23 protein-coding genes are annotated in these 26,949 nt (G+C 49.3%); 2 read left to right on the top strand and 21 right to left on the bottom strand.

The genetic code is table 11. The features are described 5' to 3' along the window. Positions 1–102: 102 nt before the first annotated feature. From mnmE to purE, 15 genes are all read right to left on the bottom strand, one after another. Complete coding sequence (gene mnmE, locus ACKPBX_RS08015; protein ID WP_319995069.1) at positions 103–1,494, bottom strand: tRNA uridine-5-carboxymethylaminomethyl(34) synthesis GTPase MnmE; 1,392 nt, start codon at positions 1,492–1,494, stop codon at positions 103–105. 189 nt (positions 1,495–1,683) lie between these two features. Continuing rightward, on the bottom strand, positions 1,684–1,893 hold the full coding sequence (locus tag ACKPBX_RS08010) for a hypothetical protein (protein ID WP_319995068.1): 210 nt from the start codon (positions 1,891–1,893) through the stop codon (positions 1,684–1,686). Positions 1,894–1,999: 106 nt separating this feature from the next. Then, on the bottom strand, positions 2,000–2,992 hold the full coding sequence (locus ACKPBX_RS08005; RefSeq protein ID WP_319995067.1) for a zinc-binding dehydrogenase: 993 nt from the start codon (positions 2,990–2,992) through the stop codon (positions 2,000–2,002). A 96-nt stretch (positions 2,993–3,088) separates the two neighbouring features. Next, a complete protein-coding gene (gene purD, locus ACKPBX_RS08000) occupies positions 3,089–4,363 on the bottom strand; it encodes a phosphoribosylamine--glycine ligase (protein WP_319995066.1) in 1,275 nt (424 codons plus the stop codon). Between the two features lie 184 nt (positions 4,364–4,547). Beyond that, positions 4,548–6,089 (bottom strand): bifunctional phosphoribosylaminoimidazolecarboxamide formyltransferase/IMP cyclohydrolase, encoded by a 1,542-nt coding sequence (purH, locus tag ACKPBX_RS07995; RefSeq protein WP_086628697.1) that lies wholly within the window; start codon positions 6,087–6,089, stop codon positions 4,548–4,550. 88 nt (positions 6,090–6,177) lie between these two features. Then, entirely contained in the window at positions 6,178–6,750 is a 573-nt protein-coding gene (gene purN / locus ACKPBX_RS07990; protein WP_119092477.1) for a phosphoribosylglycinamide formyltransferase, read from the bottom strand. After that, the gene (purM, locus tag ACKPBX_RS07985) at positions 6,747–7,796 is read right to left on the bottom strand and encodes a phosphoribosylformylglycinamidine cyclo-ligase (RefSeq protein WP_319995065.1); all 1,050 of its coding nucleotides are present in this window, start codon (positions 7,794–7,796) and stop codon (positions 6,747–6,749) included. Before purM ends, purN begins: the two co-directional genes overlap by 4 nt. Further along, on the bottom strand, positions 7,796–9,256 hold the full coding sequence (gene purF, locus ACKPBX_RS07980; protein ID WP_319995064.1) for an amidophosphoribosyltransferase: 1,461 nt from the start codon (positions 9,254–9,256) through the stop codon (positions 7,796–7,798). Before purF ends, purM begins: the two co-directional genes overlap by 1 nt. Beyond that, entirely contained in the window at positions 9,232–11,460 is a 2,229-nt protein-coding gene (purL, locus tag ACKPBX_RS07975) for a phosphoribosylformylglycinamidine synthase subunit PurL (protein ID WP_319995063.1), read from the bottom strand. Before purL ends, purF begins: the two co-directional genes overlap by 25 nt. Next, entirely contained in the window at positions 11,460–12,140 is a 681-nt protein-coding gene (purQ, locus tag ACKPBX_RS07970) for a phosphoribosylformylglycinamidine synthase subunit PurQ (RefSeq protein ID WP_086628702.1), read from the bottom strand. Before purQ ends, purL begins: the two co-directional genes overlap by 1 nt. Continuing rightward, positions 12,140–12,391 (bottom strand): phosphoribosylformylglycinamidine synthase subunit PurS, encoded by a 252-nt coding sequence (gene purS / locus ACKPBX_RS07965; protein WP_068562113.1) that lies wholly within the window; start codon positions 12,389–12,391, stop codon positions 12,140–12,142. The genes purQ and purS overlap by 1 nt, the downstream gene beginning before the upstream one ends. Before the next feature lie 70 nt (positions 12,392–12,461). Next, positions 12,462–13,172, bottom strand: coding sequence for a phosphoribosylaminoimidazolesuccinocarboxamide synthase (gene purC, locus ACKPBX_RS07960; protein WP_086628703.1), 711 nt, complete (start codon positions 13,170–13,172; stop codon positions 12,462–12,464). Positions 13,173–13,364: 192 nt separating this feature from the next. Then, positions 13,365–14,663, bottom strand: coding sequence for an adenylosuccinate lyase (purB, locus tag ACKPBX_RS07955; protein ID WP_086628704.1), 1,299 nt, complete (start codon positions 14,661–14,663; stop codon positions 13,365–13,367). 1 nt (position 14,664) lies between these two features. Continuing rightward, positions 14,665–15,807 carry a 5-(carboxyamino)imidazole ribonucleotide synthase gene (gene purK / locus ACKPBX_RS07950; RefSeq protein ID WP_119092473.1) on the bottom strand — a complete coding sequence of 381 codons (1,143 nt, stop codon included), beginning with the start codon at positions 15,805–15,807 and terminating at the stop codon, positions 14,665–14,667. Further along, entirely contained in the window at positions 15,791–16,279 is a 489-nt protein-coding gene (gene purE / locus ACKPBX_RS07945; protein WP_119092472.1) for a 5-(carboxyamino)imidazole ribonucleotide mutase, read from the bottom strand. The genes purK and purE overlap by 17 nt, the downstream gene beginning before the upstream one ends. A gap of 379 nt (positions 16,280–16,658) precedes the next feature. On the opposite strand from purE, the gene treR reads away from it, so the two are divergent. Further along, on the top strand, positions 16,659–17,375 hold the full coding sequence (treR, locus tag ACKPBX_RS07940; RefSeq protein ID WP_086628706.1) for a trehalose operon repressor: 717 nt from the start codon (positions 16,659–16,661) through the stop codon (positions 17,373–17,375). 360 nt (positions 17,376–17,735) lie between these two features. On the opposite strand, the gene ACKPBX_RS07935 is transcribed toward treR, so the two are convergent. Next, positions 17,736–18,866, bottom strand: a complete 1,131-nt coding sequence (locus ACKPBX_RS07935; protein WP_140186996.1) for a GerMN domain-containing protein — start codon at positions 18,864–18,866, stop codon at positions 17,736–17,738. Positions 18,867–19,047: 181 nt separating this feature from the next. Between ACKPBX_RS07935 and ACKPBX_RS07930 the strand changes: the two genes are divergently transcribed. Further along, positions 19,048–20,556, top strand: a complete 1,509-nt coding sequence (locus ACKPBX_RS07930; RefSeq protein WP_319995062.1) for a DUF438 domain-containing protein — start codon at positions 19,048–19,050, stop codon at positions 20,554–20,556. 96 nt (positions 20,557–20,652) lie between these two features. Here ACKPBX_RS07930 and treC read toward each other — a convergent pair whose 3' ends face one another. The 5 genes from treC to yidC all read right to left on the bottom strand — a co-directional run bounded on the left by treC (position 20,653) and on the right by yidC (position 26,921). Beyond that, a complete protein-coding gene (treC, locus tag ACKPBX_RS07925; RefSeq protein WP_140187000.1) occupies positions 20,653–22,308 on the bottom strand; it encodes an alpha,alpha-phosphotrehalase in 1,656 nt (551 codons plus the stop codon). A 79-nt stretch (positions 22,309–22,387) separates the two neighbouring features. Next, positions 22,388–23,833, bottom strand: a complete 1,446-nt coding sequence (gene treP / locus ACKPBX_RS07920; protein ID WP_140187002.1) for a PTS system trehalose-specific EIIBC component — start codon at positions 23,831–23,833, stop codon at positions 22,388–22,390. 233 nt (positions 23,834–24,066) lie between these two features. Further along, the gene (locus ACKPBX_RS07915; RefSeq protein WP_319995061.1) at positions 24,067–25,074 is read right to left on the bottom strand and encodes an oxidoreductase; all 1,008 of its coding nucleotides are present in this window, start codon (positions 25,072–25,074) and stop codon (positions 24,067–24,069) included. 156 nt (positions 25,075–25,230) lie between these two features. Then, positions 25,231–26,055 carry an RNA-binding cell elongation regulator Jag/EloR gene (gene jag, locus ACKPBX_RS07910; protein WP_086628712.1) on the bottom strand — a complete coding sequence of 275 codons (825 nt, stop codon included), beginning with the start codon at positions 26,053–26,055 and terminating at the stop codon, positions 25,231–25,233. A 35-nt stretch (positions 26,056–26,090) separates the two neighbouring features. Beyond that, positions 26,091–26,921, bottom strand: coding sequence for a membrane protein insertase YidC (yidC, locus tag ACKPBX_RS07905; RefSeq protein WP_086628713.1), 831 nt, complete (start codon positions 26,919–26,921; stop codon positions 26,091–26,093). Positions 26,922–26,949 lie beyond the last annotated feature (28 nt).

The raw sequence follows: 26,949 nt of genomic DNA, 5'->3' as shown, positions 1-26,949 counted from the left end.
CAGAGGGTTCCGCCTAAGTTGACATTACGTCACGGCCAAAAAACGGCCGTTCTCGTAATGTCCCCTTAGTGCTCACCCTCTAAACGCAATTCATCGTATCCTTTATTTTCCTAAGCAGAACTGTGTGAAGAGTTGGGTGAGGAGTTCGTCTTGGACGCTGTCACCGGTGATTTCTCCGAGCAGGTCCCAGCAACGAGTAAAGTCGATCTGGACGAGGTCGATCGGCATGCCCGATTCGATGCCGCTCAGCACTTCATCCAGCGAATCCATCGCATCGTTCAAGAGCGCGATGTGGCGGACATTGGATACATAGGTCGCATCCTTCTCGCCGGTTTCCCCTGAGAAGAACATCTTCGTGATCTGTTTTTCCAGTTGATCCAATCCACTTTCACTCAGCATCGATGTTTCGATGACTCTTTCAGGATCGCTCCAAGGCTCCAGATCAGCTGTCGTCATGTTCGCTTCCAGATCCATTTTGTTCATCAGGATAATGCGGTTCATGTCCTTCGTATCTTCCAGAAGCTGCTTGTCCTCTTCCGTGAGCCCTTCGTTCTGGTTGATCAGCAACAGAATCAGATCGGCTTCAGCCAAAGCTTTCCGGCTGCGTTCGACGCCGATTTTTTCCACGACGTCATCCGTTTCACGGATGCCAGCTGTATCGATCAGCTTCAAGGGAACGCCTCTGACGTTTACGTATTCCTCGATCGTATCGCGGGTTGTGCCGGCGATGTCGGTCACGATGGCTTTCTCTTCGCGCAGCAGGCGGTTCAGCAAACTGGATTTCCCTACGTTCGGGCGTCCGATGATGGCTGTCTGTAACCCTTCGCGCAGGATCTTTCCTTGCTTGGCGGTATCCAACAAGTGCTGGATGTGTCCGCGCACTTCAATGGTACGTTCCTTCAACAGCTTCGTCGTCACTTCCTCGACGTCATCGTATTCCGGGTAGTCGATGTTCACTTCTACCTCAGCCAATGTGTTCAGGATGATCTGACGGATATCGCGGATCATACCGGACAATTTGCCGTCCAACTGATGCAGGGCCACATTCATGGCACGATCGGTTTTGGCACGGATCAAGTCCATAACCGCTTCGGCCTGAGACAAATCGATCCGGCCGTTCAGGAAGGCGCGCTTCGTAAATTCCCCGGGCTCCGCCATGCGGGCGCCGTTCTGGAGAATTGTCTGCAGAATCCGGTTGACGCTCACGACACCACCGTGGCAGTTGATTTCCACTACATCTTCGCGGGTGAACGTCTTCGGTCCATGCATGACGGACACCATGACCTCGTCGATCATGTCGCCTGTGCGCGGATCATAAAGGTGACCGTAATTGATGGTGTGTGTGGCGACATCGGCCAAGTGCTTCGTACCGAATCGGTATAAGGCATCGGCTATCTGGATTGCTTGATCTCCGCTCAAACGTACGATTCCGATGGCCCCTTCTCCAGGCGGCGTCGAAATGGCGGCGATGGTATCAAATTCATTTGTAATCATTCATTGTCGTCCTTTCTTGGTTGTTTCAGCGTACAAAAAAAGCGCCCACTCCTCCCCTTCGTTCAAGCGGGAGGAAAAGCACTTTGACTGCAGTTCACTTTGGATATTCTTTTCAGCTTACTTTAAATAGATTTCTAGCCGATTATACAAGCAATGCGGGCGCAATGCAAGCATTTAATCAACTGCTGTTTATTTCATCATGAGGTAGGCCGTACTCAACAAACCTCCGACCACCAACAGGATGATGATGTTACGGATGTATTTTTTCCTGTCTACCTGGACACGCAATTGGATATGCATCAAATCCATCAGACCCAATACAATGACCATCACCACACCCACAAATCCTACGATTAAAGTGATCATCGATGCGATGAACAACAACTCACTGATATTCACGGAAATCCTCCTCAAATAGTACGCTCGACTTCTAAAATAGTATAGCATAGCGTTTTGAGGAAGTTCTGCTTACCCGCCGGATTTATTTTGTCCATTTTATTACGGATCAGCCGATCTGCAAGGCGATTTTCCCCGTCTGTTCGGCATTTTCCAGCCGTTGGAATGCCTCCATGAACTCCTCTGCCGGATAAACGGCATCCACTACCGGATGGAGATCATGGTCCTCGACAAAACGGATCATCGCTTCATACTCTTCGAAGCTGCCCATCGTCGAACCTTTAAGCGTGTACTGTCCGTAAAAGAATTTCCGCAGATCGAAGGTGACCAGATCGCCAGTCGATGAGCCGAAAGTCACGATTGTGCCTCCTCTGCGGACCGCATCCAGCGACTTATCGAAAGTGGCTGCTCCGACTGACTCGATCACGACGTCCACTTTTCCGCCGCCCATCGCTTCCACCCAATCCTCATCATGCAGCAAGCCTTTTTCGGCTCCGTGCTGCAGCGCCATTCCCAATTTTTCTTGGGAACGGGAAGTGACGTACACTATCGCTCCAGCTGCCTTGGCGAATTGCAGCAGATAGTTGGCTACTCCGCCGCCGATGCCTGGGATCAGGACTTTCATGCCTTCCGATACTCCGCCTTTTGTGAATAGGGCGCGGTAAGCTGTCAAAGCGGACAGGGACAAAACGCCTGCTTCTTCCCAAGACAGATTGGCCGGTTTATGGACAGCATTCTCTTCGGAAACAACGATTTCCTCCGCCATCGCCCCCTGCTCCGAACTCCCGAGGATCGTGAAGGTTTCAGGAGCCGTATCGCTGTTCTTGCGCCAACCACTGCCGGGATAAAGCATCACTTCATCACCGATTTTGAAACGCGTCACCTCTGCTCCGACAGCCACAACGATACCGGCAGCATCCGATCCGATGACAACCGGATGCTTCTCATGGACTTGGCTCAAGGCAAAAAGATCGCGATGGTTCAGTCCCGCCGCTTTGACCTTTATTTTGATCTCGAAAGGTCCAGCCGGCTGTTCCGCACGGTCTTCCCATTTCAAACCTTCCAAACCAACTTTTCCGCTGTGAATCAATGTTTTCACCATATCACTCACTCCTCAAATGGATAGTTCTGTCAGATTCAGTATAACTTTTCGGGACGGAAATACAAAGAGGGAGACCGAAGCCTCCCCCTCACCTTGCTATTTTTCGGTAAAACGGATCGCTTTTGCTCCGATATCGGAACGATAGAACGTATGCGCGATCGGATTTGCACTCAGGTAACGGTAAGCTTTGTCTTGCGCAGCTTGGAGCGTTTCGCCTTGGCCAGCAACCAACAGGATGCGACCGCCGTTTGACAATAGCCCTTGTTCGCCAGCCTTCACGCCTGCTGCATAGACGATGCAGTCCGCATTTTCCGTATCCAGATCAGGCAACGGGATGTCTTTCATAGGCGCTTCCGGATAGCCCTCAGCGGCAACAACAACACCCAAAGTGTAACGATCGGTATACATTTCGATGACCGGATCTTTTCCGTTCAGGATGTCATCGATGACTTGCGCCAAATCGGATGCCATCTGGTTCATGATGACCTGCGTTTCTGGATCGCCGAAACGGGCATTGAATTCGATGACGCGCAACCCTTTGGCGGTGATCATCAAGCCGGCATAGACAACTCCCTTGAACGGGATGCCTTCAGCAACCATCGCCTCTACAGTCGGTTTTACGACCGTATCCAGCACTTCTTGAATCATAGCTTCGGATACTTGCGGTACTGGCGAGTAAGCGCCCATGCCGCCCGTATTAGGGCCTTTGTCGCCATCATAGGCGCGTTTGTGGTCTTGTGCGACGCCTGAATAGTAATACTTCGCACCATTCGCCAGCGCGAACAACGAGAATTCTTCCCCTTCAAGGTACTCTTCGATGACGACTTTCGGTTTGCCGGCTGCATATTTGCCTTGCAGGAGCATGTCGTTCAGCGCATCCAGAGCTTCCGTCATCGTCATCGCGACAACGACGCCTTTTCCGGCTGCCAGACCGTCCGCCTTGATGACGATCGGAACACCATTGGCTTCCACGTAAGCAACAGCTGCTTCATAGTCTTCGAATGTCTCATAGGCTGCAGTTGGGATGCCGTATTTTTTCATCAGATCTTTTGCGAATTGTTTCGAACATTCCAGGTCGGCCGCTTTTTTGCTAGGTCCGAAGACTTTCAGGCCAGCCGCTTCAAATACATCAGTTACCCCTTCAAATAAAGGTATTTCCGGTCCGACGAAAGTCCAAGCGATGTTGTTGTCTTTGACGAATTGAACCAATCCTTGATGGTCGTTTTCCGCAATGTCGACTAACGTGATGCCGTCCTGGGCCATCCCTGGGTTGCCTTTGGCGCAGTAAACAGTCTCCACCAACGGGCTTTGAGTTAATTTTTTAGCGATGGCATGCTCGCGTCCGCCACTGCCGATTACAAGAAGTTTCATCTGTTAGATCCTCCAACCTTTTATATGAAGCTTGATATTAGTGCCAGTACTCAAAATGCTAAAGACCTCAAACGTCGCACTGTGACGTTTGAGTGCCTAAGCTGTCAACTGCACACGGGCAAAAAGCGCCCGCTTTGCAGTTGACTTCTTAGTGCTCGATTTCTACCATGGGATTCATCTCATCTTAGTGTCTGAAGTGTCTTACGCTTGTTTTCAGCATCGTGATGCCGTATTTGTTTGCCATTTCAATCGAATCTTGGTCCTTGATGCTGCCGCCTGGTTGAACGATTGCTTTGATGCCGTGTTTGGCAGCATATTCCACGCTGTCGTTCATCGGGAAGAAAGCGTCACTCGCCAATACAGCGCCTTCGATGGCGTTGGCCGCTTCAGCTTGCTCGATTGCGATTTTGACGGATCCGACACGGTTCATCTGGCCTGCGCCGATGCCGACTGTCTGTTTGCTGTTTGCCAATACGATGGCATTGCTCTTCACGTGTTTAACGACTTTCCAGGCGAAATCCATTGCTTTCATTTCGTCTTCAGTCGGTTGACGTTCGGTCATGACTTCCCAATTAGCAGGTACGTCTTCTGTGTTGATGTCTTGCGTCTGTTCCAGCATGCCGCCCAACACGGAGACAAATTCTTTTCCGCCTGCTTTTGCGGCAGAGAAGTCCAAAGTCATGATGCGGACATTCTTTTTCTTCGTCAGGATAGCTAGAGCCTCTTCCGTATAGCTTGGCGCCAGAACGATTTCCAGGAACATGCTGTTCAGTTTTTCGGCAGTCGCCACATCCAAAGGACGGTTCGCAACCACAATGCCACCGAAGATGGAGACAGGATCAGCTGCATAACAACGATCGAAGGCTGCATCGATGTCGTCTGCGATGCCGACGCCGCATGGATTCATGTGCTTGACGGCAACTACAGCGGGCTCGTCGAATTCGCGGGCGATACGGATGGCCGCATCAGCGTCTTTGATGTTGTTGTAGGACAATTCTTTTCCGTGCAATTGGATTGCGCTTGCGATCGAGAACGGCACAGCCAATGGTTCTTGGTAGAAAGTCGCGGTTTGGTGGCCGTTTTCTCCGTAACGCAGGCTCTGTTTCAGATCATAAGTCACTGTCAATTTTTCAGGTTCGGTTTCGCCGACCACATTAGTCAAATATTGCGCGATCAAAGCATCATAGCTGGCTGTATGACGGAACACTTTTGCAGCCAAAGCTTGGCGCGTCTCGAAAGTCGTTTCGCCTGCAGCTTCCAATTCGGCAAGGACGTTTGCATAGTCGATCGGATCGGTCAAAACAGTCACGCTTGCGTAGTTCTTAGCCGCGCTGCGGAGCATGCTTGGGCCGCCGATGTCGATGTTTTCGATGGCATCAGCCAAAGTCACATCGTTTTTGCTGATCGTTTCTTTGAATGGGTAAAGGTTGACGACAACGAAATCGATCGGTGCAATATTGTGCTCTTTCATGGCTTGCATATGGTCCGCAAGATCACGTCTGCCCAAAAGTCCGCCATGGATCAGTGGATGCAACGTTTTTACGCGGCCGTCCATCATTTCAGGAAAGCCGGTTACATCCTCTACGGAAATAGTCGGTACGCCTGCCTCTTCCAAAGCCTTCTTCGTTCCGCCAGTTGAGATGATTTCGATTCCTTTTGCTGCTAATGCCTGCGCAAATGCTACAACGCCTGTTTTATCTGAAACACTGATCAATGCTCTTGTCACTGTGTGTCACTCCTTAAATTTATGATGGATTAATGCGGTTTTAACAAAAGGAAGGACTTCCGCAAGCGCGGAGTCCTCATCCATTTTGTTAGCCTTTATTCTTTTGAGCCAATTGCTGGATCACTTGCGGGAAAATCCGGTGCTCCACTTGATGGATACGGGTCTCCAAACTCTCCAGCGTGTCCTCCGGAAGGATCGCCACTTTTTCTTGCGCGATGATCGGGCCGGTATCGACCCCTTCATCGACGAAATGGACGGTGACGCCGGTTTCCGGAACACCAGCTTCGAAGGCGTCCTGGATGCCATGTCGACCCGGGAAATCCGGCAGCAAGGACGGGTGGATGTTGACGATGCGGTCGGCGTAGGCCGATAGCAAAGTCGGTCCAACGATCCGCATATAGCCGGCCAAGACAACCAAGTCGACCTTCTCCTCAGCCAAATGCTTCAAAATTTCATTTTCGTAGGCGACCCGATCCTCGAAGCCTTTCGGCGTAAAGGAGATCACCGGGATATTGTATTGTTTGGCGCGCTCGATCGCATAGGCTTTCGGCTTGTCGCAGAACAGGAAAGCGATCGTCGCATCCACTTCGCCTGACGCGATGGCTTCGGCGATGGCTTGAAAATTCGAGCCGTTTCCTGAAGCAAAGACAGCTATCCTCATGCTTGAGCCTCTTTCAGGATAACCTCTTTTTCTGATGTTTTTGCAGCCACAGATCCGATCACGTAGGCTTTTTCATCATTCTCGGTCAGAACGCCGAGCGCTTCCGTCAAGTTTTCGGGAGCGATTGCCAGCACCATGCCGATGCCCATGTTGAAGATTTCGTACATTTCAAGAGCCGGAATCTTGCCGATTTTTTCCATCACTTGGAAGATTGGCAAGACAGGCCAGCTGCCTAATTTGATTTCCGCTTGGACGTTCTCAGGAAGCATGCGCGGCACGTTTTCGACGAAGCCGCCGCCTGTGATGTGGGCAACGCCATGCAGCAGCTGTTTTTTGATCAACGGCAATAGAGCATTCACGTAGATTCTTGTAGGCGTCAATAAAACGTCGCCCAATTCTTGGTCTTCGATGCCTGCAACCTTGTCGGCCAATTTGTAGTCATTGTCCTTGAAGAAGATTTTGCGCACCAAGGAATAGCCGTTCGAATGGATGCCTGACGAAGGCAACCCGACCAACACATCCCCTTCTTTGATCAAGGCAGGTGTCAACAAAGCATCTTTTTCCGCAATCCCTACCGTAAATCCAGCCAAATCGAAATCTTCCGGATCGTACATATCGGGCATTTCAGCTGTTTCTCCACCGATTAGGGCAGCTCCGGCTTGGACGCAGCCTTCAGCTACGCCAGCAACGATCTGCTCCAATTTTTCCGGACGGTTTTTACCGACAGCTACATAATCCAAGAAATAAAGAGGTTCTGCACCTTGCGCTACGACATCGTTGACGCACATTGCGACACAATCGATCCCGATCGTATCGAATTTTCCGGCTTCGATGGCCAGCATCAGCTTCGTGCCGACACCGTCCGTACCCGATACAAGCACAGGTTTTTTGTAGTTCAATTCAGAAAGGTCAAAGTTTCCGCCGAATCCGCCGACTTCGCCAAAAACGCCTGGACGTTTCGTGCGGTCGATGTGTTTCTTGATGCGGCTTACTGTTTCATAACCGGCTGTGACATCCACACCCGCTTTTGCATATGCGTTTTCCATCAAACTTGTCCTCCCTTTAGATTCTCTTTTTGGATAGCTGTCATATTGTTCACGTAATCCGCTTCATAGTCATAGAGCCCAGTCGGGTAGTCCCCGTTGAAGCTGTCCATGCACAAGCCTGAATACGGCATATCAAATTTCAAACCGATTGAATCGATCAGACCCTCTTGGCTAAGGAAAGACAAGCTGTCTGCCCCGATGTATTCGCAGATTTCATCAACGGTCATTTTAGCAGCGATCAGTTCAGCTGACTTGCTGATGTCGATGCCGTAAAAACTTGGGTAGATCAAAGGCGGGGAAGAGATGCGGACATGCACTTCTTTGGCTCCCGCTTCTTTCAATAAAGTCACGATGCGTTTACTGGTCGTCCCGCGCACGATGGAATCATCCACCATGACGACGCTCTTGCCTTGGACGACCCCTTTTACGGCGGACAACTTCATTTTTACGCCCAATTCGCGCAGCTCCTGCGTCGGTTGGATGAACGTACGTCCGACATATTGGTTCTTGATCAGACCCATTTCGTAAGGCGTTCCGCTTTCTTCCGCGAATCCGCTCGCTGCGGACAAGGAAGAGTTTGGCACACCGATGACGATGTCGGCAGTCACTGCAGGTGCTTCGATGGCCAAACGCGTTCCCATCCGTTTGCGCGCAGTATGCACGTTCACGCCGGCAATATTGGAATCCGGACGCGCGAAGTAGATATACTCCATCGCAGCGATGGAAATGGTTGTATCGTCGGTATATTTTTCGATCGTCAATCCGTTGTCGTCAATGATCGCCAGTTCGCCGGCGTTGACGTTGCGGACAAAATCAGCGCCGATTGTATCGATGGCACACGTTTCGCTGGCCATCACATACGCGCCATTCGGCAATTGGCCGATGACAAGCGGACGGAACGAATTCGGATCGACGGCACCGAACATTTTTTCTTCAGTCAAAAGGATATAAGTGAACCCGCCTTTGACCTGATTCAAGCTCTCTTTGATCTTTTCGATCAAACTTTCTTTCTGGCTGCGTCTGATCAGATGCATCAGAACTTCCGTATCCGAAGTCGAATGGAAGATGGCGCCATTTTCCTCAAGATTGCGGCGCAATGATTTGGCATTCACCAAGTTGCCGTTGTGGCAAATGGCGATGTCCATATCATAGAAATGGTACAAAAACGGCTGCACATTTTCGATGCTGTTCTGTCCGGAAGTGGAGTAACGCACATGACCGATGGCACGGTTTCCGGTCAACCTCTGCAGATCATTTCCGTCTTTGAAGACTTCGCTGATCAGTCCCAGATTGCGGTGAACCAACAGTTTTCCTTCATCACATGAAACTATCCCTGCACCCTCTTGTCCGCGGTGCTGCAAGCTGTGCAAACCGAAGTAAGTCAACTGGCTGGCATTGTCGTCTCCCCAAATGCCGAATACGCCACATTCTTCGTTTAAGCTTTTTGTTTCAGCAAGCATGGAATAGCCTCCTCCCATTTCGTTTGTACTTCTTTCACGTCTAAAGTGATTGTTTCGTTCTCGGCAGCGATTTTTGCGACAGCGTCAGCAGTCACTGTTCCGATTTGTGCAGCAGCTGATCCGAAGATCGCTTCCACAGCGGCAACATTTTCAGGTTTCACGGTCAGGATGAAGCGTGATTGCGTTTCGCTGAACAACAACGTTTTATCCATGTCAACCGTTACGTCAAAACCTAGGCCAGTGTCAAAGACGCTCTCCATCAAGCCGACAGCCAAGCCGCCTTCTGATAGGTCATGCGCGCTTGCGATCAGACCAGCTTTGATTGCTTTCAGGACGTTCGCTTGGTTTTCTTTTTCGACAGCCAAGTCAAAGTCCATCAATTTCCCTTCGATTTTGCCCAATTCCATTTTTTGCAGTTCGGACCCGTTGAAGTCCGCTTTTGTAGCGCCGATCAGGACAATACGGTCGCCGGCAGTCTTGAAAGCTTGCGTTGTGATGTGCGCAAGATCCTCGATCAAGCCGACCATACCGATCATCGGTGTCGGATAAACGGCAACGCCGTCGGTTTCATTGTAAAGGGAAACGTTTCCTGAGATGACAGGCGTATCCAATTGGCGGCAAGCTTCAGAGATACCGTCTGCGGAAGTGCTTAATTCCCAGAAAATTTCTGGCTTATCAGGATTTCCGTAGTTCAAGCAGTCTGTGATCGCCAATGGTTTTCCGCCGCTGGCAACGATGTTGCGGGCAGCTTCAGCGACAGCGATCTGTCCGCCGATTTCTGGATTCAAATACAGGTAACGGCCGTTGCAGTCCGTTGTCATTGCGATCGCTTTTTTGGTGCCGCGGACGCGGACGACTGCAGCATCGCTTCCTGGGCCTACGACCGTGCTGGTGCGGACCATGGAATCATATGTATCATAGACGCTCTTCTTGGAAGCCAGCGTCGCTTGTTGCAATAAAGCCACTAATGTATCCTGCGCTGATGTGAAGACAGGTTTGTAGTCTTCCATAGCTGCGAATTCAGCGATGCGGGCAGGCACTGCAGTCGGTTTGTAGTAGACCGGTGCATCTTCAGCCAAAGCATCAACCGGAAGTTCAGCCACCACTTTGCCTGCATGGGATAGACGATACATGCCATCATCGGTAACTTCACCGATCACGACTGCATCCAATTCATATTTTTTGAACAGGTCGACGATGCGTTGCTCTTCGCCCTTCTTGATGCACAACAGCATACGCTCCTGCGACTCGGAAAGCATCATTTCGTAAGGTGTCATTTCTGTTTCGCGCTGCGGAACGTCATCAAGGTTCAACAGCAAGCCGCTGCCTGCTTTTGAAGCCATTTCCGAGCTGGAAGAGACCAAACCGGCAGCACCCATATCCTGGATACCGATCAAAGCGTCGGAGTAGTCATAAATGCATTCCAAACAAGCTTCCATCAATAATTTTTCCATGAATGGGTCGCCTACTTGGACAGCCGAACGTTGCGCTTCTTCCTCTTCCTTGAATTCTTCGGAAGCGAAAGTGGCGCCATGGATACCATCGCGGCCTGTTTTTGCACCCACGTACATGATCGAGTTGCCGACTCCGGCAGCTTGACCTTTTTGCATATCTTTTTGATCGATCAAGCCGACGCACATTGCGTTGACTAACGGATTGCCTCTGTAGCAAGGGTCGAAGACCGTTTCACCGCCGACAGTCGGGATGCCGATACAGTTGCCGTAACCGCTGATGCCGGCAACGACTTCTTCGAAGATGTGTTTCGTACGCTCATTGTCCAATTCGCCGAAACGCAAAGAGTCCAGGATCGCAATTGGGCGTGCGCCCATGCTGAAGATGTCACGGATGATTCCGCCGACACCGGTAGCTGCGCCTTCATAAGGCTCGATAGCTGATGGGTGGTTGTGGCTTTCCGCTTTGAAAACGACAGCTTGGCCGTCGCCGATATCCACGATACCAGCGCCTTCACCAGGTCCTTGCAATACTTGCGGGCCGGTAGTAGGGAATTTTCTCAGGACTGGTTTTGAATTTTTATAAGAACAGTGTTCGCTCCACATAACGGCAAACAGGCCAGCTTCAGTATAATTCGGCAAACGATGCAAAATTTTATCGCAGATTGTGCCGTACTCTTCGTCTGTCAGACCCCATTCACGATAAATTTTGGATTCTTTTACTTGTTCTGGCGTTGGTTCTAAAAATGCCATTATTTGTTCAGCTCCTTCTTATAATTTTCAACCATGGATTGGAACAGGCGCAGGCCGTCCGCTGATCCCAGTAAAGCTTCGACAGCACGCTCCGGGTGAGGCATCATGCCTAGGACGTTGCCTTTTTTGTTGATGATGCCGGCGATGTCTTCGATGCTGCCGTTCGGGTTGCCGTTGGCATAAGTGAATACGATTTGGTTGTTGGCTTTCAGGTCCGCCAAAGTCTCTGCATCGCAGAAGTAGTTTCCTTCACCATGTGCGATCGGAACAGAGATGATTTCTCCTTCTTTATAGAGGGAAGTGAATTGCGTATCGGCATTCACGACTTTCAGATCCTGCGGTTTGCAGACGAACTTCAAAGTATCATTGCGGCGCAAAGCACCAGGCAATAAGCCGGCTTCAGCCAAAATCTGGAATCCGTTGCAAGTGCCGAATACTGGCTTGCCTTCTTCAGCGAAACGGACAACTTCGCTCATGATGTTTGCAAAGCGGGCAATCGCACCTGTACGCAAGTAGTCGCCATAAGTGAATCCGCCGGGCAATAGGACAGCATCGAAACCTTCAAGGCTTGTTTCATAATGTTGCACATACTCTGCATCTTCTCCAAGAATATCTTTAATGGCTGCATACATATCTAAATCACAGTTAGATCCAGGAAAAACGATGACAGCGAATTTCATTAAGCTTCAACCTCCTGGATTTCATAACGGTAAGTTTCCATAACCACGTTTGCAAGCAACTTGTCGCAGATCTCTTCGATGACTTGTTCAACGTTCTCTTCATCTTTGGAGACTTGGATTTCAAAATATTTTCCGATGCGGATATCTTCGATTGTTGGGTAGCCCATACGGTGGACGGCACCCTTCACGGCTTCCCCTTGCGGATCCAATACTGAGTCTTTATACGTTACATACACGGTTACTTTATACATGTCCAAATTCCTCGCTTTTGTTTTTTTATTTTTTTGTTTTTTGTTTATTCGTTAGTTGCATTCGGATGGCTTACATTTTGTTCAGGCGGTCCAGCACTTCCACGTAGACAGGGATCAGATCTCCCAAGTCACGGCGGTAGATGTCTTTATCCAAGTGTTCGTTCGTTTCGATATCCCAAAGGCGGCATGTATCAGGTGAGATTTCATCAGCCAGGATGATTTCTCCCTCAGCAGTCTTGCCGAATTCGATTTTGAAATCGATCAGGCGGATGCCGATTGCTTTGAACATCTCGATCAAGGCTGCATTGATCTTCAACGCTTGCTTCTTGATTTCCGCAACTTCTTCTTCAGTTGCCGCTCCCAGAACTTGTACATGGGCATCATTGATGAAAGGATCGTTGAGCGCGTCGTCTTTGTAGTAGAACTCCAAAACAGGGAACGGCAAGTCGATGCCTTCCTCCATGCCGAAGCGTTTCGCGAAGCTTCCTGCGGATACATTACGGACAACCACTTCCAATGGGAACATATTGACTCTTTTTACTGATTGTTCGGTTTCTGATAGTTCTTGGATGTAATGGCTCGCGATACCCTTTTCAGCCAGATACTCGAAGATGCGGCCGGTGATCTGGTTGTTGAGTCTGCCTTTGCCCTCGATAGTGTCCTTCTTTACGCCGTTTAATGCGGTAGCCTGATTTAGGTATTCTGCCCAAAGGACATTCTCCTGATCTGTAGCGTACATCTTTTTAGCTTTCCCAGTATAAAGCAATTCTTTTCTTTCCATCGTTCCCGTCCCTTTCTAAATCCGAACATTAATTTGTATAACTACCTGATTCATTCGTTTATATTGTATCATCTGCCACCCGCTTGTCAATGGAATTTTCATGAAAATTGAAATAAATTCCGGTTTTTCTTCACTGTTTTCAAGGCATCCGGTGTACAGAAAAAGGCCGGAACCGTAGTCCCAGCCTTTCCATCAGTCGCCTAATCCGAGTCTTTCGAATACTTCGTCGACGTGACTCAAGTGATAGTTATAGTTGAAGGCATCAGCGATGTCTTCTTTCGTTAATTTTGCCATAATGGCTTCATCCGCTTCCACCAGTGGACGGAAATCGGTCTGATTATCCCATGAAAGGGCAGTCTTCGGCTGTACCAAGTCATAAGCTTCTTCACGGCTCATGCCTTTGTCGATCAATTTCAACAGAACGCGTTGGCTATAGATCAAGCCGAAAGTTGCATTCATGTTGCGGAGCATATTCTCAGGGAACACGGTCAAGTTCTTGATGATGTTCGCAAAACGGTTCAATTGGTAGTTCAACAATGTCGTTGCGTCCGGAAGGATGATCCGTTCCGCTGAAGAGTGGGAAATATCGCGTTCATGCCATAAGCCCACATTCTCGTAAGCAGTGACCATGTATCCGCGGATGACGCGGGCAAGGCCTACCATATTTTCGGAACCGATCGGATTGCGTTTGTGCGGCATAGCCGAAGAACCTTTTTGGCCCTTCGCGAAGAATTCTTCCACTTCACGGGTTTCCGATTTCTGCAATCCACGGATTTCTGTAGCGAAGCGCTCGATGCTTGTCGCAATCAAAGCGATCGTTGCCATATATTCGGCATGCAGATCACGCGGCAGAACCTGTGTCGAAATTTCTTGCGGTCTTGTGCCTAATTTTTCGCAGACGTACTCCTCGACGAATGGCGGGATGTTTGCGAAAGTACCAACAGCCCCGCTGATTTTTCCGGCTTCAACGCCTTTAGCCGCATGTTCAAAACGCTCGATGTTGCGTTTCATTTCCGAATACATAGTAGCCAGTTTCAGTCCGAATGTCGTAGGTTCCGCATGTACACCATGCGTACGGCCCATGCAGACAGTCTTTTTGTGTTCTTTCGCTTTTTCGCCGATGATTTCCAGCATGTTCTGCAGATCCTTGCGCAGGATATCATTGGCTTGTTTCAATTGGTAACCGTAGGCAGTATCGACCACATCGGTACTCGTAAGGCCATAGTGGACCCATTTTCTTTCTTCTCCCAAAGATTCGGAAACGGCGCGTGTGAACGCCACTACGTCATGTCTGGTCTCTTTTTCGATTTCAAGGATACGATCGATGTCAAATGTCGCATTCGCGCGGATTTTAGCAACGTCTTCCGCAGGAATTTCGCCTAGGGCAGCCCAAGCTTCATCAGCCAGGATTTCTACCTCCAACCAGCATTTGTAACGATTGTATTCGGACCAAACTTCAGCCATCTCAGGGCGTGTATAACGTGTAATCATTTTAAATTGTTCCTCCGTTCCAGATTTGGGTATTGTCTATTTCTGTTAAGGTTGCTTCTTGATCATCCGTCAAAATGGTGATATGTCCCATTTTTCTGTCTGTGCGTGATTCCGCTTTACCGTAGTAATGGAAAAACCAATCCGCTTTTTCTTCCCGCAGCGCGATTGTCCCTTCCATATGCTGTCCCAGGATATTGACCATGATGGCAGGCGACAATTGCCGCGCTGTCGGCATCGGCAATCCGGCGACTGCTTGGATATGGGCATCAAATTGGGAAACGTTCATTGCTTCGATTGTGTAATGGCCCGAATTATGCGGACGCGGCGCCAACTCATTGATGAAGATCGTGTCATCCGCTGCCAGGAACATTTCGATGCCAAGCGTACCCACCAATTGAAGCGCATCGGCAATCTGGTGGGCCGCTTTGTTTGCTTTTTCGGCTACCGCAGCTGTGACGCGGGCCGGCACGATCGATTCGTGCAGAATATTATTGATGTGGATATTTTCGGAAACCGGGAATACTGTAGCTTCGCCTTTTTGGTTGCGTACGATCATGACCGAAAGCTCTTTGGTGAAAGGAACCCAAGCCTCCAAAACGCAGATGCTGTCCGCCGCCAGCTTCATGGCTTCTTCTTTATCCGCTTCCGATTTCAGGACAACCTGCCCCTTACCATCATACCCGAAACGGGTCGTTTTTAAAACACTCGGATAGCCGATTTTGGCGATGGCCGCATCCAGTTGTTCCGCATTTTCAACTACTGCGAATTGCGCAATCGATACCCCGGCGGATTGAAGGAATTCCTTCTCCTTTATGCGGTCTTGCGTAATCGTCAAAATTCCGCTGCCTTGCGGAATGCTGGACAGTGTTTCCACTTCCTGCAGCGCTGCCGCATCGATGTTCTCAAATTCGAATGTCACGACATCGGATTTTTCGGCCAATTCACGCAAAGCCAACGCGTCAGCGTATGCCGCCTGGATGTGCCAATCCGCTACTTGGGCTGCCGGGCAATTTTCGCCCGGATCCAAAATCCCGACGGTGAATCCCATCCGCTTTGCGGACTGTGCCAGCATGCGCCCCAATTGTCCCCCGCCGATGATGCCGATTACGTCATTTGGTTTCAGTACTTTATACAAGGTCTTCACTGCTTTCCAATACTTTTTGTTTTAAATCTTCGCGTCTCTTTTCCAATTGATCGGCCAAATCTTGATTTTCGATCGAAAGGATTTGCACCGCAAGCAGACCGGCATTGATTGCCCCTGCTTTGCCGATGGCTACCGTCGCAACCGGAACACCGCCGGGCATCTGGACGATGGACAACAAAGAATCCATGCCGCTCAATGCGCGCGATTGGACTGGAACACCGATGACCGGAAGCGTCGTTTTCGCAGCGATCATACCCGGAAGGTGCGCTGCGCCGCCTGCGCCGGCAATGATGACTTTCGTTCCCGCAGCCCGTGCTTGTTCAGCAAAGGTGAACATCAGATCCGGTGTCCGGTGAGCCGAAACGACCTTCTTTTCATAAGCGATTCCGAATTCATCCAGTATCAAGCAAGCTTCTTTCATAGTTTCCCAGTCAGAAGTACTACCCATTACGACAGAAACAATCGTATTCATCCATTTTTCCCCCATTATCAATTTTTCATTTTTAATATAGCACATCATCTCTCATTATTCCAAACGTTTTTGGTAACAATTGGTGTTTTCGTTCGGAAATAATCTGTTTTGATTCAAATCCGGAGAACCGACGCCTGCATTTCGCATCAAAAAAACGCCTGCTTTTTTATTCAAAAATCAACTCTTTTTCACCATAAATGGCAATAATATGATAAAATTACGATGTGCAAACCCTTCCAAAATAAAAATATACTGATTTTCTTTTTATTTCTGTTCTTATCCTATAGAATAAAATGGAATAATATTATTAAACATGATTTTTTCAACTTACTTATTTAATTTCCAACAAACCCATCTGCTCACAGGAGGAACGATGATTATGAATAAATTCTTCGATATCTATATGGATTTGAGAAAAAAAATTGAGCATGCGGAATTCGAAACCGGATCTTTGTTGCCGAGCGAAAAGACGCTATCGGACCATTACAAGGTTTCACGGGAAACGATCAGAAAGGCTTTGGCGCTTTTGCTGGAAGGTGGCTACATTCAGAAGAAGCAGGGCAAAGGTTCCATCGTGCTGGACATCAGACGGTTCAATTTCCCTGTTTCCGGACTGACCAGCTTCAAAGAGCTGCAGGATTCCCAACAAATCCCGAATGAAACGATCGTCATCAAGAATAAGCTCGAGACCATTCCGGAATTCCTTGCCGAAGATCTGAAAGTCGATCCCGACCGAGAAGTGATTTCCCTTATCCGGCTGCGCAAGATTGCCGGGGAAGTCGTCATCATGGATAAAGACTACCTCTTCCATGACATCATCGAGCAAATCCCTTCCGAAGCTGCCGAAAATTCCATCTACGCGTACTTGGAGAATGAATTGGGCCTGAATATCGCTTATGCCAAAAAGGAATTCGTCGTAGAGGCAGCTACACGGGAAGATCACAAGCTGATGGATCTGAAGGATGACACACACGTCGTCGTCGTCAAGAGTGAAGTCTATCTGGAAGACACCCGTCTGTTCCAATATACCGAGTCGCGCCATCGTCTGGATCGTTTCCGTTTCGTCGAATTCGCCCGCAGAAAACACAGCCTATAAAAGAAATTTAGGAAATCTGGCCTCGCAACGTTCCCTACGGTCACCTTATACTGGGACTCTAAGGGGATGACCCCCTAAGAGTCCCATGCAAATGAGCATCGCAGAGCGCAATTGCTGAGAGACTTCCTGCGTCAGCAGGTTAGACGAACAGTATGTCTTGGCTCGTAGAGACAAGAGGTTCCTTTATCTAATTTCCGAGAGGCAGGCTTGGACCGCTAGCCATCATTTTAGATGCATGAAACATTTTGCAAACCTGTACAACACCTATGGTGATGCACTTTTCAATTAATAACATGCTACAAATAGTAAAAAAGATGAAGCCAAGCCGGCTTCATCTTTTTTTGCTTATGTAAGGGCTGGTCACTCGTTGACATTCGTATAATCAACGGTGAAATAGGCACCCTCGGCCATCAATATATGTCCTGATTCATATGGGTTTCCCGCCACAGTAAGGTAGACTTCCTGCACGCCGTAATATTCCCCGATTGTATTGACGACACCTTGCAAAATCAGTGATTCCGCCGATGTCCCGGCATTCATCTCAGAAACGAATTCCTGCGAGAAGTCCACATAGACACGCCCATCGTCACTCAAGGACAAGCTGTTGATGGAGACATTCGGTCCGATCAGACTTCCCCCTGGCGCATCCGGCACGTTCTTCAGCGCCTCCGCCAAAATGGTGCGGGTAACGTCATTGGTTGCATAGGATAAGGCAATACTTGTTGCATCCAATCCCATCAGTTCGCTGTCCGGATAAAAGACGCGCAACTGTTGCGTTTCCGGAACGTTCTCGTTGCGTGCTTCCAGACTGGAAGAGACAACCATGTCATCCCCAAGATCCGTCACCCGTTTCACCAAGCCCATGTCCTTTACGTAGTAATCCTTGGTAGTGGAAGCTTCATAAGTCGTCGTCACTTCAAGCGCTTCAAAATTGCCCATCGGTGTTTCGATCTGTGCAGTCAGATTCGTGATTTCGGAAGGGACTCCGCTCGCATTCATCCAACTGTTGCCGACTTCCAAAGGCTCCTTCAACAGAATATCCAACTGGTTTGCCGCATCACCGCTTGCTGTTTTTTCAAGCATGTTTTCCCTGAAGTAGGTTTCCGGACGCGTGAATACTTCTCTGAGTTCCCCGTCAGCCAGTTCCAATACCGTCACGATCTGAGTGCCGCCGTTGTTGGAAGTAATCTGCATCCGGTTGCCTTCGATGTATTGCGGATAGACCGTGAAGGAAGCGTACTCGTTCCCTTCACCCAAATATTTTGTGAATACGGATGCGCTGAATGGATAATAAGCCTCGATTGTCGTTGCATCTGCAGGTTCCGAAGAGGATGAGGAAGCCGATCCGCTGTCTGAAGAACTGGATACGGAAGAGGACACACTGCTGACAGCCGAAGAATCGGATGAGGCATCGGATCCTCCAAAGAGGCTGCAAGAAGCTAATAGGGGTACCAACAACGCTATCATCAGATTCGAAACTTTCTTTCTCATGTTTTTTCCCACCTTCTGCCTTAGTTGTCTTCATTATATCACAACCGCTTTCTAAGGCATTGCCCTAACTATCGCTGCAACGCACGAATGCTGTGGCACTAAGCAACTCCTTTCAAGTATAATTAAGCCAGCACGAAACTAAAAGAAACATTTCACAATTTAAAATAGAGGTGGAAAACTTATGAAAGAAATCAGTTTGAACGATACAGTCTACAACCTGGTGAAGCAATACCCTGAAATCAGGGAAATCATCATCAGTCTGGGCTTCGAACCATTGCGCAGCGACAAGATGCTGAATACCGCCGGCCGAATCATGACCATCGGGAAGGCTCTCAAACGCAACGACGTGCCGGAGGAGGCATTCGTCGAAACGCTCGCAAAAAACGGCTTCAGCGTGAAGGAATTGGCGCCGTCACCGGCAGCAGTTACTCCAAGCGAACCGGCAGAGCCCGCCGCTCCAACCGGCGGAATTGCCCGTATGGGTTCAGCGGAATTCCAGGAGCGCCAGGACATCCTGCAGAGCCTCATCCTGCGCTTGCATAAAGGAGAGGATTGGGATGCGGTGCAAGCCGACTTCAAGAAGCATTTCACGGGCGTCAGCGCCTATGAGATTTCCGTCATGGAGCAAGGCTTGATGGGCAAAGGGATAGATGCCGAAGACATCCAACGCCTCTGCAACGTGCATGCATCGCTCTTCGGCGGATCCATCGAAGCGGTCTACACCACTTCAGCGGAACAGCAGCATGCCGGGCATCCGATCCAAGTTATGAAACTCGAAAATTTGGCCATCGAAAACACGCTGGAAAAGGTCAGCAAATTACTGGCCGTCTACCTTGAAACGCAGGAACCGACCCTGAAGGCAGGCATCCAGAAACAATTGGCGCTGCTCGGCGAATTCGACAAGCATTATGCCCGCAAAGAATACGCCATTTTCCCGATTATGGAGAACAAAGGCATCACAGCCCCGCCAAAAGTCATGTGGGGTGTCGATGACGATATCCGCGCCATGTATAAGGACTTCAAAACCCTTCTGCAAAACGAGGACTTTGCCGCGATTCCCAAAGCATTCTCCGACCTGAAATACGAAATGACGGAGATGATTACGAAGGAAGAAGACATCCTCCTGCCGATGATCATCGACATCTTCAATGAGGACCACTGGCTGCAGATAGCCAAGGAGTCCGAAGAGATCGGCTACTGCATCGTCAAACCGGAAGCAAAATGGGTGCCGGATCGTTCCATTCCCGAGGATGTTTCACATGAAACACTGACGACTGAAGCGAATCCTTACATTAATTTCCAAACCGGGCACCTGACGCCGCATCAATTGGAAAAGATGCTGAACAACATCCCTTTGGAATTGACTTTTGTGGATGCCGACAACATCGTGCGCTACTACAATGACAACGGCGAAGAAAAATTCTTCAAGCGCACCAGCAGCGCAATCGGCCGCGACGTCATGAACTGTCATCCGCCGAAGAGCCTGCCGATCGTCACGAAACTGCTCGCCGACCTGAAATCGGGCGCGAAAGAAAGCGAATCGATGTGGTTCCGCGCGATGGGCAAATTCATCATGGTCACCTACCGCGCCGTCAGGGATGACGACGGCAGCTATATGGGAACCCTTGAATATGTCCAGGACATCCAACCGATCATCGATCTTGACGGCGAAAAGCGGACACTGTCCTAAACCGCCGTTCCGGAAATGTCTACCAAAAATAAACAAATGCACGCTGTCCCTTTTTGGGGCAACGTGCATTTGTTTCGTCATCACGTAACTTGCTGTTTATTTTATTATCCTGAAAGCGATGGTTTCGTACGGCTTCAGCGTGAAGGACGACGCAAGCTGTCTCTCCCCGTAGTTGCCGGCCAGGAAACTGCTGGCCTTATTTGCCCATTCTTCCGGTACGCTGATCGTGTACTCGCCGGCATAAAAATGGTTCAGGACAAGCACTTTTTCCTCCCCGTTCTCCCGGATATAGGCGAACACTTCGGGGTCATCCAACAGGATACCCTCGTAGGAACCGTCCACAATGACCGGATGCTCTTTACGGATACGGATCAACTCCTGGTAGTAACGGAAAATTTTGCCCTCAGCGAGTTCTTTTTCGACATTCACTTCCGGATAATTGGCCGCCACCTGCAGCCAAGGTTCTCCTGTCGTAAAGCCGGCGTGCGGGCTGCTGTCCCATTGCATCGGCGTCCGGCTGTTGTCGCGGGATTTTTGTTTGATGATGCGCATGGCCTCCGGATGCGTCAACCCGGCAAGTTTCAGATCGCGGTAGGCATTGTGCGACTCGATATCCCGATAAACGCTGATGTCGTCATAATCCGGATTCGTCATGCCGATTTCCTCGCCCTGGTAGATGTAAGGCGTGCCCCTCAGCAGATGGATCGTTTGCGCCAGCATAGAAGCTGTTTCGAAAGGATAACGGATCGGATCGCCGAATCGGCTGTTGGCGCGCGGCTGATCATGATTGTTCCAGAACAATGCGTTCCAGCCGTTCCCATCCGACATCCCTGCCTGCCACTCATTCAGAATCCGCTTCAGTTCAAGAAAATCGAACGGGTGATCCGTCCATTTTTCACCATCCTTGTAGTCGACCTTCAGATGGTGGAAGCTGAAGATCATCGACAATTCGTTCCTGTCCGGATTCGAATAAAGGATTCCGTTTTCGACAGTGGTCGAAGACATCTCACCGACCGTGATTATGTCCTCCAGCGTACCGAACGATGCCTGATTCAGCTCGTGGATATAGTCATGGACGATCGGACGATCCGTATAGAGGCTCTTCTCATTGCTTCCTTGGCTGTCCACCAACGCGACATCCTTGCCGATGAGGTTCAATACATCGAATCGGAAGCCTTTGATTCCCTTTTCCAGCCAGAAATTGACGACTTCCTGCAGTTCCTCGCGCACTTTCGGGTTGCGCCAGTTCAGATCCGCTTGCGTGACATCAAAGAGATGCAGATAGTACTTGCCGGTGTCTCCGAAAGGTGCCCACGCCTCCCCGCCGAATTTCGAACCCCAATTGGTCGGCAGGCTGCCGTCTTCTTTCGGATCGCGGATGATGTAATAATCCTGGTACGCTTCGTCACCGGCCAATGCTTTCTGGAACCACTCGTGCGTGGTCGAGGTATGGTTGAACACCATGTCGAACATGATTTCGATGCCATGCTGCTTCAGCTTCCGGATCAGTTCTTCAAAGTCTGCCATCGTGCCGAAAACAGGATCGATGGCATAATAATCAGTGATATCGTATCCATTGTCCATTTGCGGGGATACGAAAATCGGATTCATCCAGATCATATCGATGCCCAGTTCCGCCAAATATGGCACTTTGCTGATGATCCCTTGGAGATCACCGATGCCGTTTCCATCGGAATCCTTGAATGATTTTGGATAAAGCTGATAGATCACTTTTTTTTGAAAGTCTTTCATTGTAAAACCTCCTGTCTTCTCACTATGACTGAAGGCAAAAAGCTTCACTAACAGCTTTTTGCCTCCAGTAATTCACTTTTTATTTTTGCGTTTGGATAACCGGTGCGTCCTCGACTTCGCCTTTGGGAACGAAAAGTTGTTTCTTTTCGAACACAATCGTCAACAGGAACGGCACGACGATCGCGATGGCCATACATACGATGAACATCGCCATCGAATCGGTCTGGATGCTCAAGAAACCTGGAATCCCACCTACTCCGATACTGTTCGCCATGACGTTGAAGGTCGTAGCCACCAATCCGGCGATTCCGGATCCGATCATTGCTGCAACGAACGGATAGATGTATTTGATGTTGATCCCGAACATGGCTGGTTCGGTTACGCCCAAGTAGCAGGAGATGGCGGCCGGTATGGAAACCTGTTCCTCTTTTTCATTTCCCCTGTGCAGGAAGATGATTGCCAGTACGGCCGAGCCTTGTGCGATATTCGAAAGAGCGATCATCGGCCACAGGTTCGTGCCGCCGAAATCAGCGATCAGCTGCAGGTCGATGGCATTGGACATATGATGAAGCCCCGTGATGACAAGCGGCGAATAGAGCGTACCGAAGAACAGACCGAACAGCCATCTGAAGTCCCCTGTCAATCCGGCATAGACGACTTCGGAAACCCATTGTCCGATCGTCCAACCGATAGGCCCCAACACTGTATGCGCGATGATGACAGTAGGAACCAAGGCCAATAACGGAACCACAATCATCGAAATGTACTGCGGAACCCATTTACGCAGCCAGATCTCCAAGTAGGCCAACACAAACCCAGCCAACATGGCCGGAATGACTTGCGCTTGATAACCGATCTTGTTGATCGTGAAAGCACCGAAATCCCAGAATGGAATTTCTTGCGCGCCAGCGACACCATAGGCATTCAATAATTGCGGTGATACCAATGTGATCCCTAGAACAATACCCAGAATTTGCGTAGTGCCCATCTTTTTCGTGATGCTCCAAGTGATGCCGACTGGCAAGAAGTGGAAAATGGCTTCACCGATCAACCAAAGGAAATCATTGACGCCTGTCCAGAACTGAGAATTGGAAACGATTGTGCCATTGGCGAAATTGATCCCTTCAAGCACGTTGCGGAACCCGAGGATAAGACCCCCCACTACGATTGCCGGAATCAGCGGTGTAAAGATTTCCGCCAGAACAGCCATGGCACGCTGCACGACATTCTGATTCTGCTTGGCTGCTGCTTTTGCCTCATCTTTTGAGACACCCTCTTTGCCGGATACCTTCGCAAACTCGTTATAAAATTGTGGCACTTCATTACCGATGATGACCTGAAATTGTCCTGCTTGGGTGAAGGTTCCTTTTACTGCGGGTATGTCTTCGATCTTCTTGATGTTGGCGGCAGCCGGATCATTCAGAACGAAACGCATCCGAGTGGCACAGTGACTGACTGCAGAAATATTATCGGGTCCACCGATATATTCCAGCAAATCCTTTGCATCTTTGTTGAAATCTACCATTTTTTCTCCTCCTAAACTTGTATATACATGTTCCTGACATTTCTATTCTACCTCGAAATATTTTATAATGCAAACGTTTTCCACCCGCTGCGCTTTTACTTGTATAGACAAGTTGTCAATTTCCCGCATTTTATAAAGCGTTAATAAGCTGGACAACACAATCAAAAAAAAAAAACGGCTACAGGATCGGATGGCCCATTCCCTTGCCGTTTCTCTTGATTATGCCAAGCCGATCATATCCCTTGCTTCACTTTCACCAACGTACGCCCGTGCATCTTTCCGTCCATGATCTTCCTGAAAGCTGCCGGCAAATCTTCCAATGCGATTTCCTGTTCGGCCAGCAACTCCAGATTTTCCGGCTTCAGATTGCTTGCCATCCGCTCCCAAAGCTTGATTCGTTCAGCGTACGGATGGTTCACTGAATCGATTCCAACAAGTTTGACGCCCCTCAGGATGAACGGCAGTACGGTCGCCTCGAATGCGATTCCGCCGGCATTTCCGCTCAAAGCCAGACAGCCGCCGTAGTGCAGCTGCGCCAGCAAATCAGGCAGCATCGGACCGCCGACCGGATCGACGATCGCCGCCCAACGCTGCTGCGCCAATGGCCGCTTCTTCTCCAGCGCCACTTCTTCAGGATGAAGAACCGCTTCAGCACCCAGTCCCTTCAGGTAATCCATACAGTCCGCTTTTTTGCGGGACATAGCTTCGACCGTATACCCTAGACGCTTCAACATAGCGATCGCCATCCCGCCGACACCGCCGGAAGCCCCAGTCACCAAAACAGTACCCGTTTGAGGCTGGATGCCTTGTTTATCCAAAGCATCCACTGATTCCGCCGCTGTGTAACCGGCCGTTCCGATGATCATTGCTTCCCTTAAACTCAATCCTTCCGGCAACGGAACGACCCAGGCTGCTGGGACCCGGGCATATTGACTGAATCCGCCGAAATGATTCACCCCTAAACCGTAGCCAGTCAAGATTACCTCATCCCCTGCCCCGAAAGCTGGATCGAGCGATTCCACGACCACGCCGCTCAGATCGATCCCCAAAATCATGGGATAATTGCGGATGACCCCGCTTTTCGGATTGGTTCCGGCCAGTCCGTCCTTGTAGTTGACGCTCGAATAATGCACTTCGATCAGCACCTCCCCTTCAGGCAAGTCCTCTTTATTGAATGTTCTGACCGTCGTTTCCACTTTCGCATCTATATTTTCCGCCCATAAAGCCTTGAACTCTTCCATACTACCCCTCGTTTCCGTTTGTATTATCTTCAGTTTAGTCCATCTTCCCATAATTTGCGACCTCTGCTGAATGCTAGGCAGCAAGAAAAGCGGCAAGACAAAAAAAACTTCACCGGGAATCGAGCTGATCCCTGGTGAAGTTTTTTGGATGTACACTTATTCCGCTATCTCAACAACCAAATAACGATGCGGCTCTTTGCCCTCGGAATGGGTTTTGATGCGTTTATTCTGGCTCAAACGCGCATGGATCTGTTTTCTTTCAAAAGCAGGCAGCGGCTCAAGGAAAACGGGCTGTTTCGTTTTGATGACGCGTTCCGCAGTACGATCGGCGATGCTTTCCAATACGGCAGCTCTGCGCTCACGGTAGTCACCGACATTAACGATTACGGACAAGCGGCGACGCACATAGCGTTGCACCAGCGCTTGCGCCAATATCTGGAGAGCATTGACGATTTTTCCGAATTTGCCGATCAATAAGCCTGGCTTTTCGCTTTCCATTTGGAAAATCAGCATATTGTTCTTCTCTTCGACCGTTACGATCGCAGGCGCCCCATATGCTTCAGATACCGAAGTAAGATACTCGGTCACTGCGGCAATCGCTTCATCGCGACCGGATTCTTCATCATAATCTTCATATTCTTCGGCTTCTTCATCCTCATCGGAAGAAATCACTGTATCGATTTCAGGTTGATCAGCCAATATCTTTTCCGCAGTTTCCGGATAATCCTCTTCAAGATCTTCTACGATATCTTCGACTGTCTCTTCGATTTCAGCTAACTGGATATCGCCTGCTTCATCAAAGTCCCTGATTTCTTTGAGCGTGATTTCCACGACTGCCTCTTTTTGTCCGAATCCAAAAATCCCTTTTTTACCTTCAGAGATTACGACGATATCGGCTTCATGGCTGTCTACGCCCAACAAATCCAGACCTTTGCGAATCGCTTTATCAACGGTCGTATCTTTCGCAATTACTTTATCCATAATAGAATGTCATCCTTTCCTACTTCAAAGTATAACTAGTTTTTCTTTTTCTTTTTAGGATTTTGAGCTTTCTTCAATGCTTTTTCGCGCGCTTTTGTTTCTGCTTCCGCTTGTTCGCGCTCGCGGATGGCCTTGTATGGGTTGTTCAGCATCAGCGTCTGCCCGACTGAGAAGGCATTACTTGCTACCCAATACAATGACAAGGCGCTCGGGAAGTTGATACCCATCATCAAAATCATGATCGGCATCGTGTACGTCATCGATTTGGTCGCGGGATTCGCATCCGTCTGTGACATCATCGTCAACTTGCTTGTAGCATAAGTCAGGATGGCGGCCACTACCGGCAAAATGAAGAATGGATCGCGTTCTCCTAAGTTCATCCATAGGAAGCTGCCGCTCTTCAAAATTTCAGTCCGGCTGATTGCTTGGTACAACGCCATCAGGACAGGCATCTGAACCAAAACAGGCAGGCAGCCCATATAAGGATTCACATCGTTATCGGCATACAGTTTGGAAACTTCTTTCTGCAGATGTTCCTGCGTTTCCCGATCTTTAGAGGCATATTTCGCCTGCAGCGCTTTTATCTGCGGTTGAACAGCCGACATTTTTTTCGTGCTCTTCGTCTGGAAATGATTGAGCGGCAACAGGATAACCCGGATGATGATCGTAAAGGCAATGATTCCCAGACCATAATTACTGAAAAATAGATTGGACAACCACACGATCATGTTGGAAAAATTAAAGACAACATAACGGTCCCAAAAACCGGTGCTATCCGAGGTGATAGGCTCTGTCCCACATGCTGATAGAACCATCATAACAGCAAATAAGCTGAGTGTAAAAAGTAATCGCTTACGCTTTGACAAGAGAACTCCTCCTTAATAGGAATAATAT

This window comes from Trichococcus shcherbakoviae (genome assembly GCF_963666195.1).
Taxonomy (GTDB): Bacteria; Bacillota; Bacilli; order Lactobacillales; family Aerococcaceae; genus Trichococcus; species Trichococcus shcherbakoviae.
Note: the sequence above shows the minus strand (reverse complement) of the source record. Positions and strands in the feature narration are given on the sequence as shown.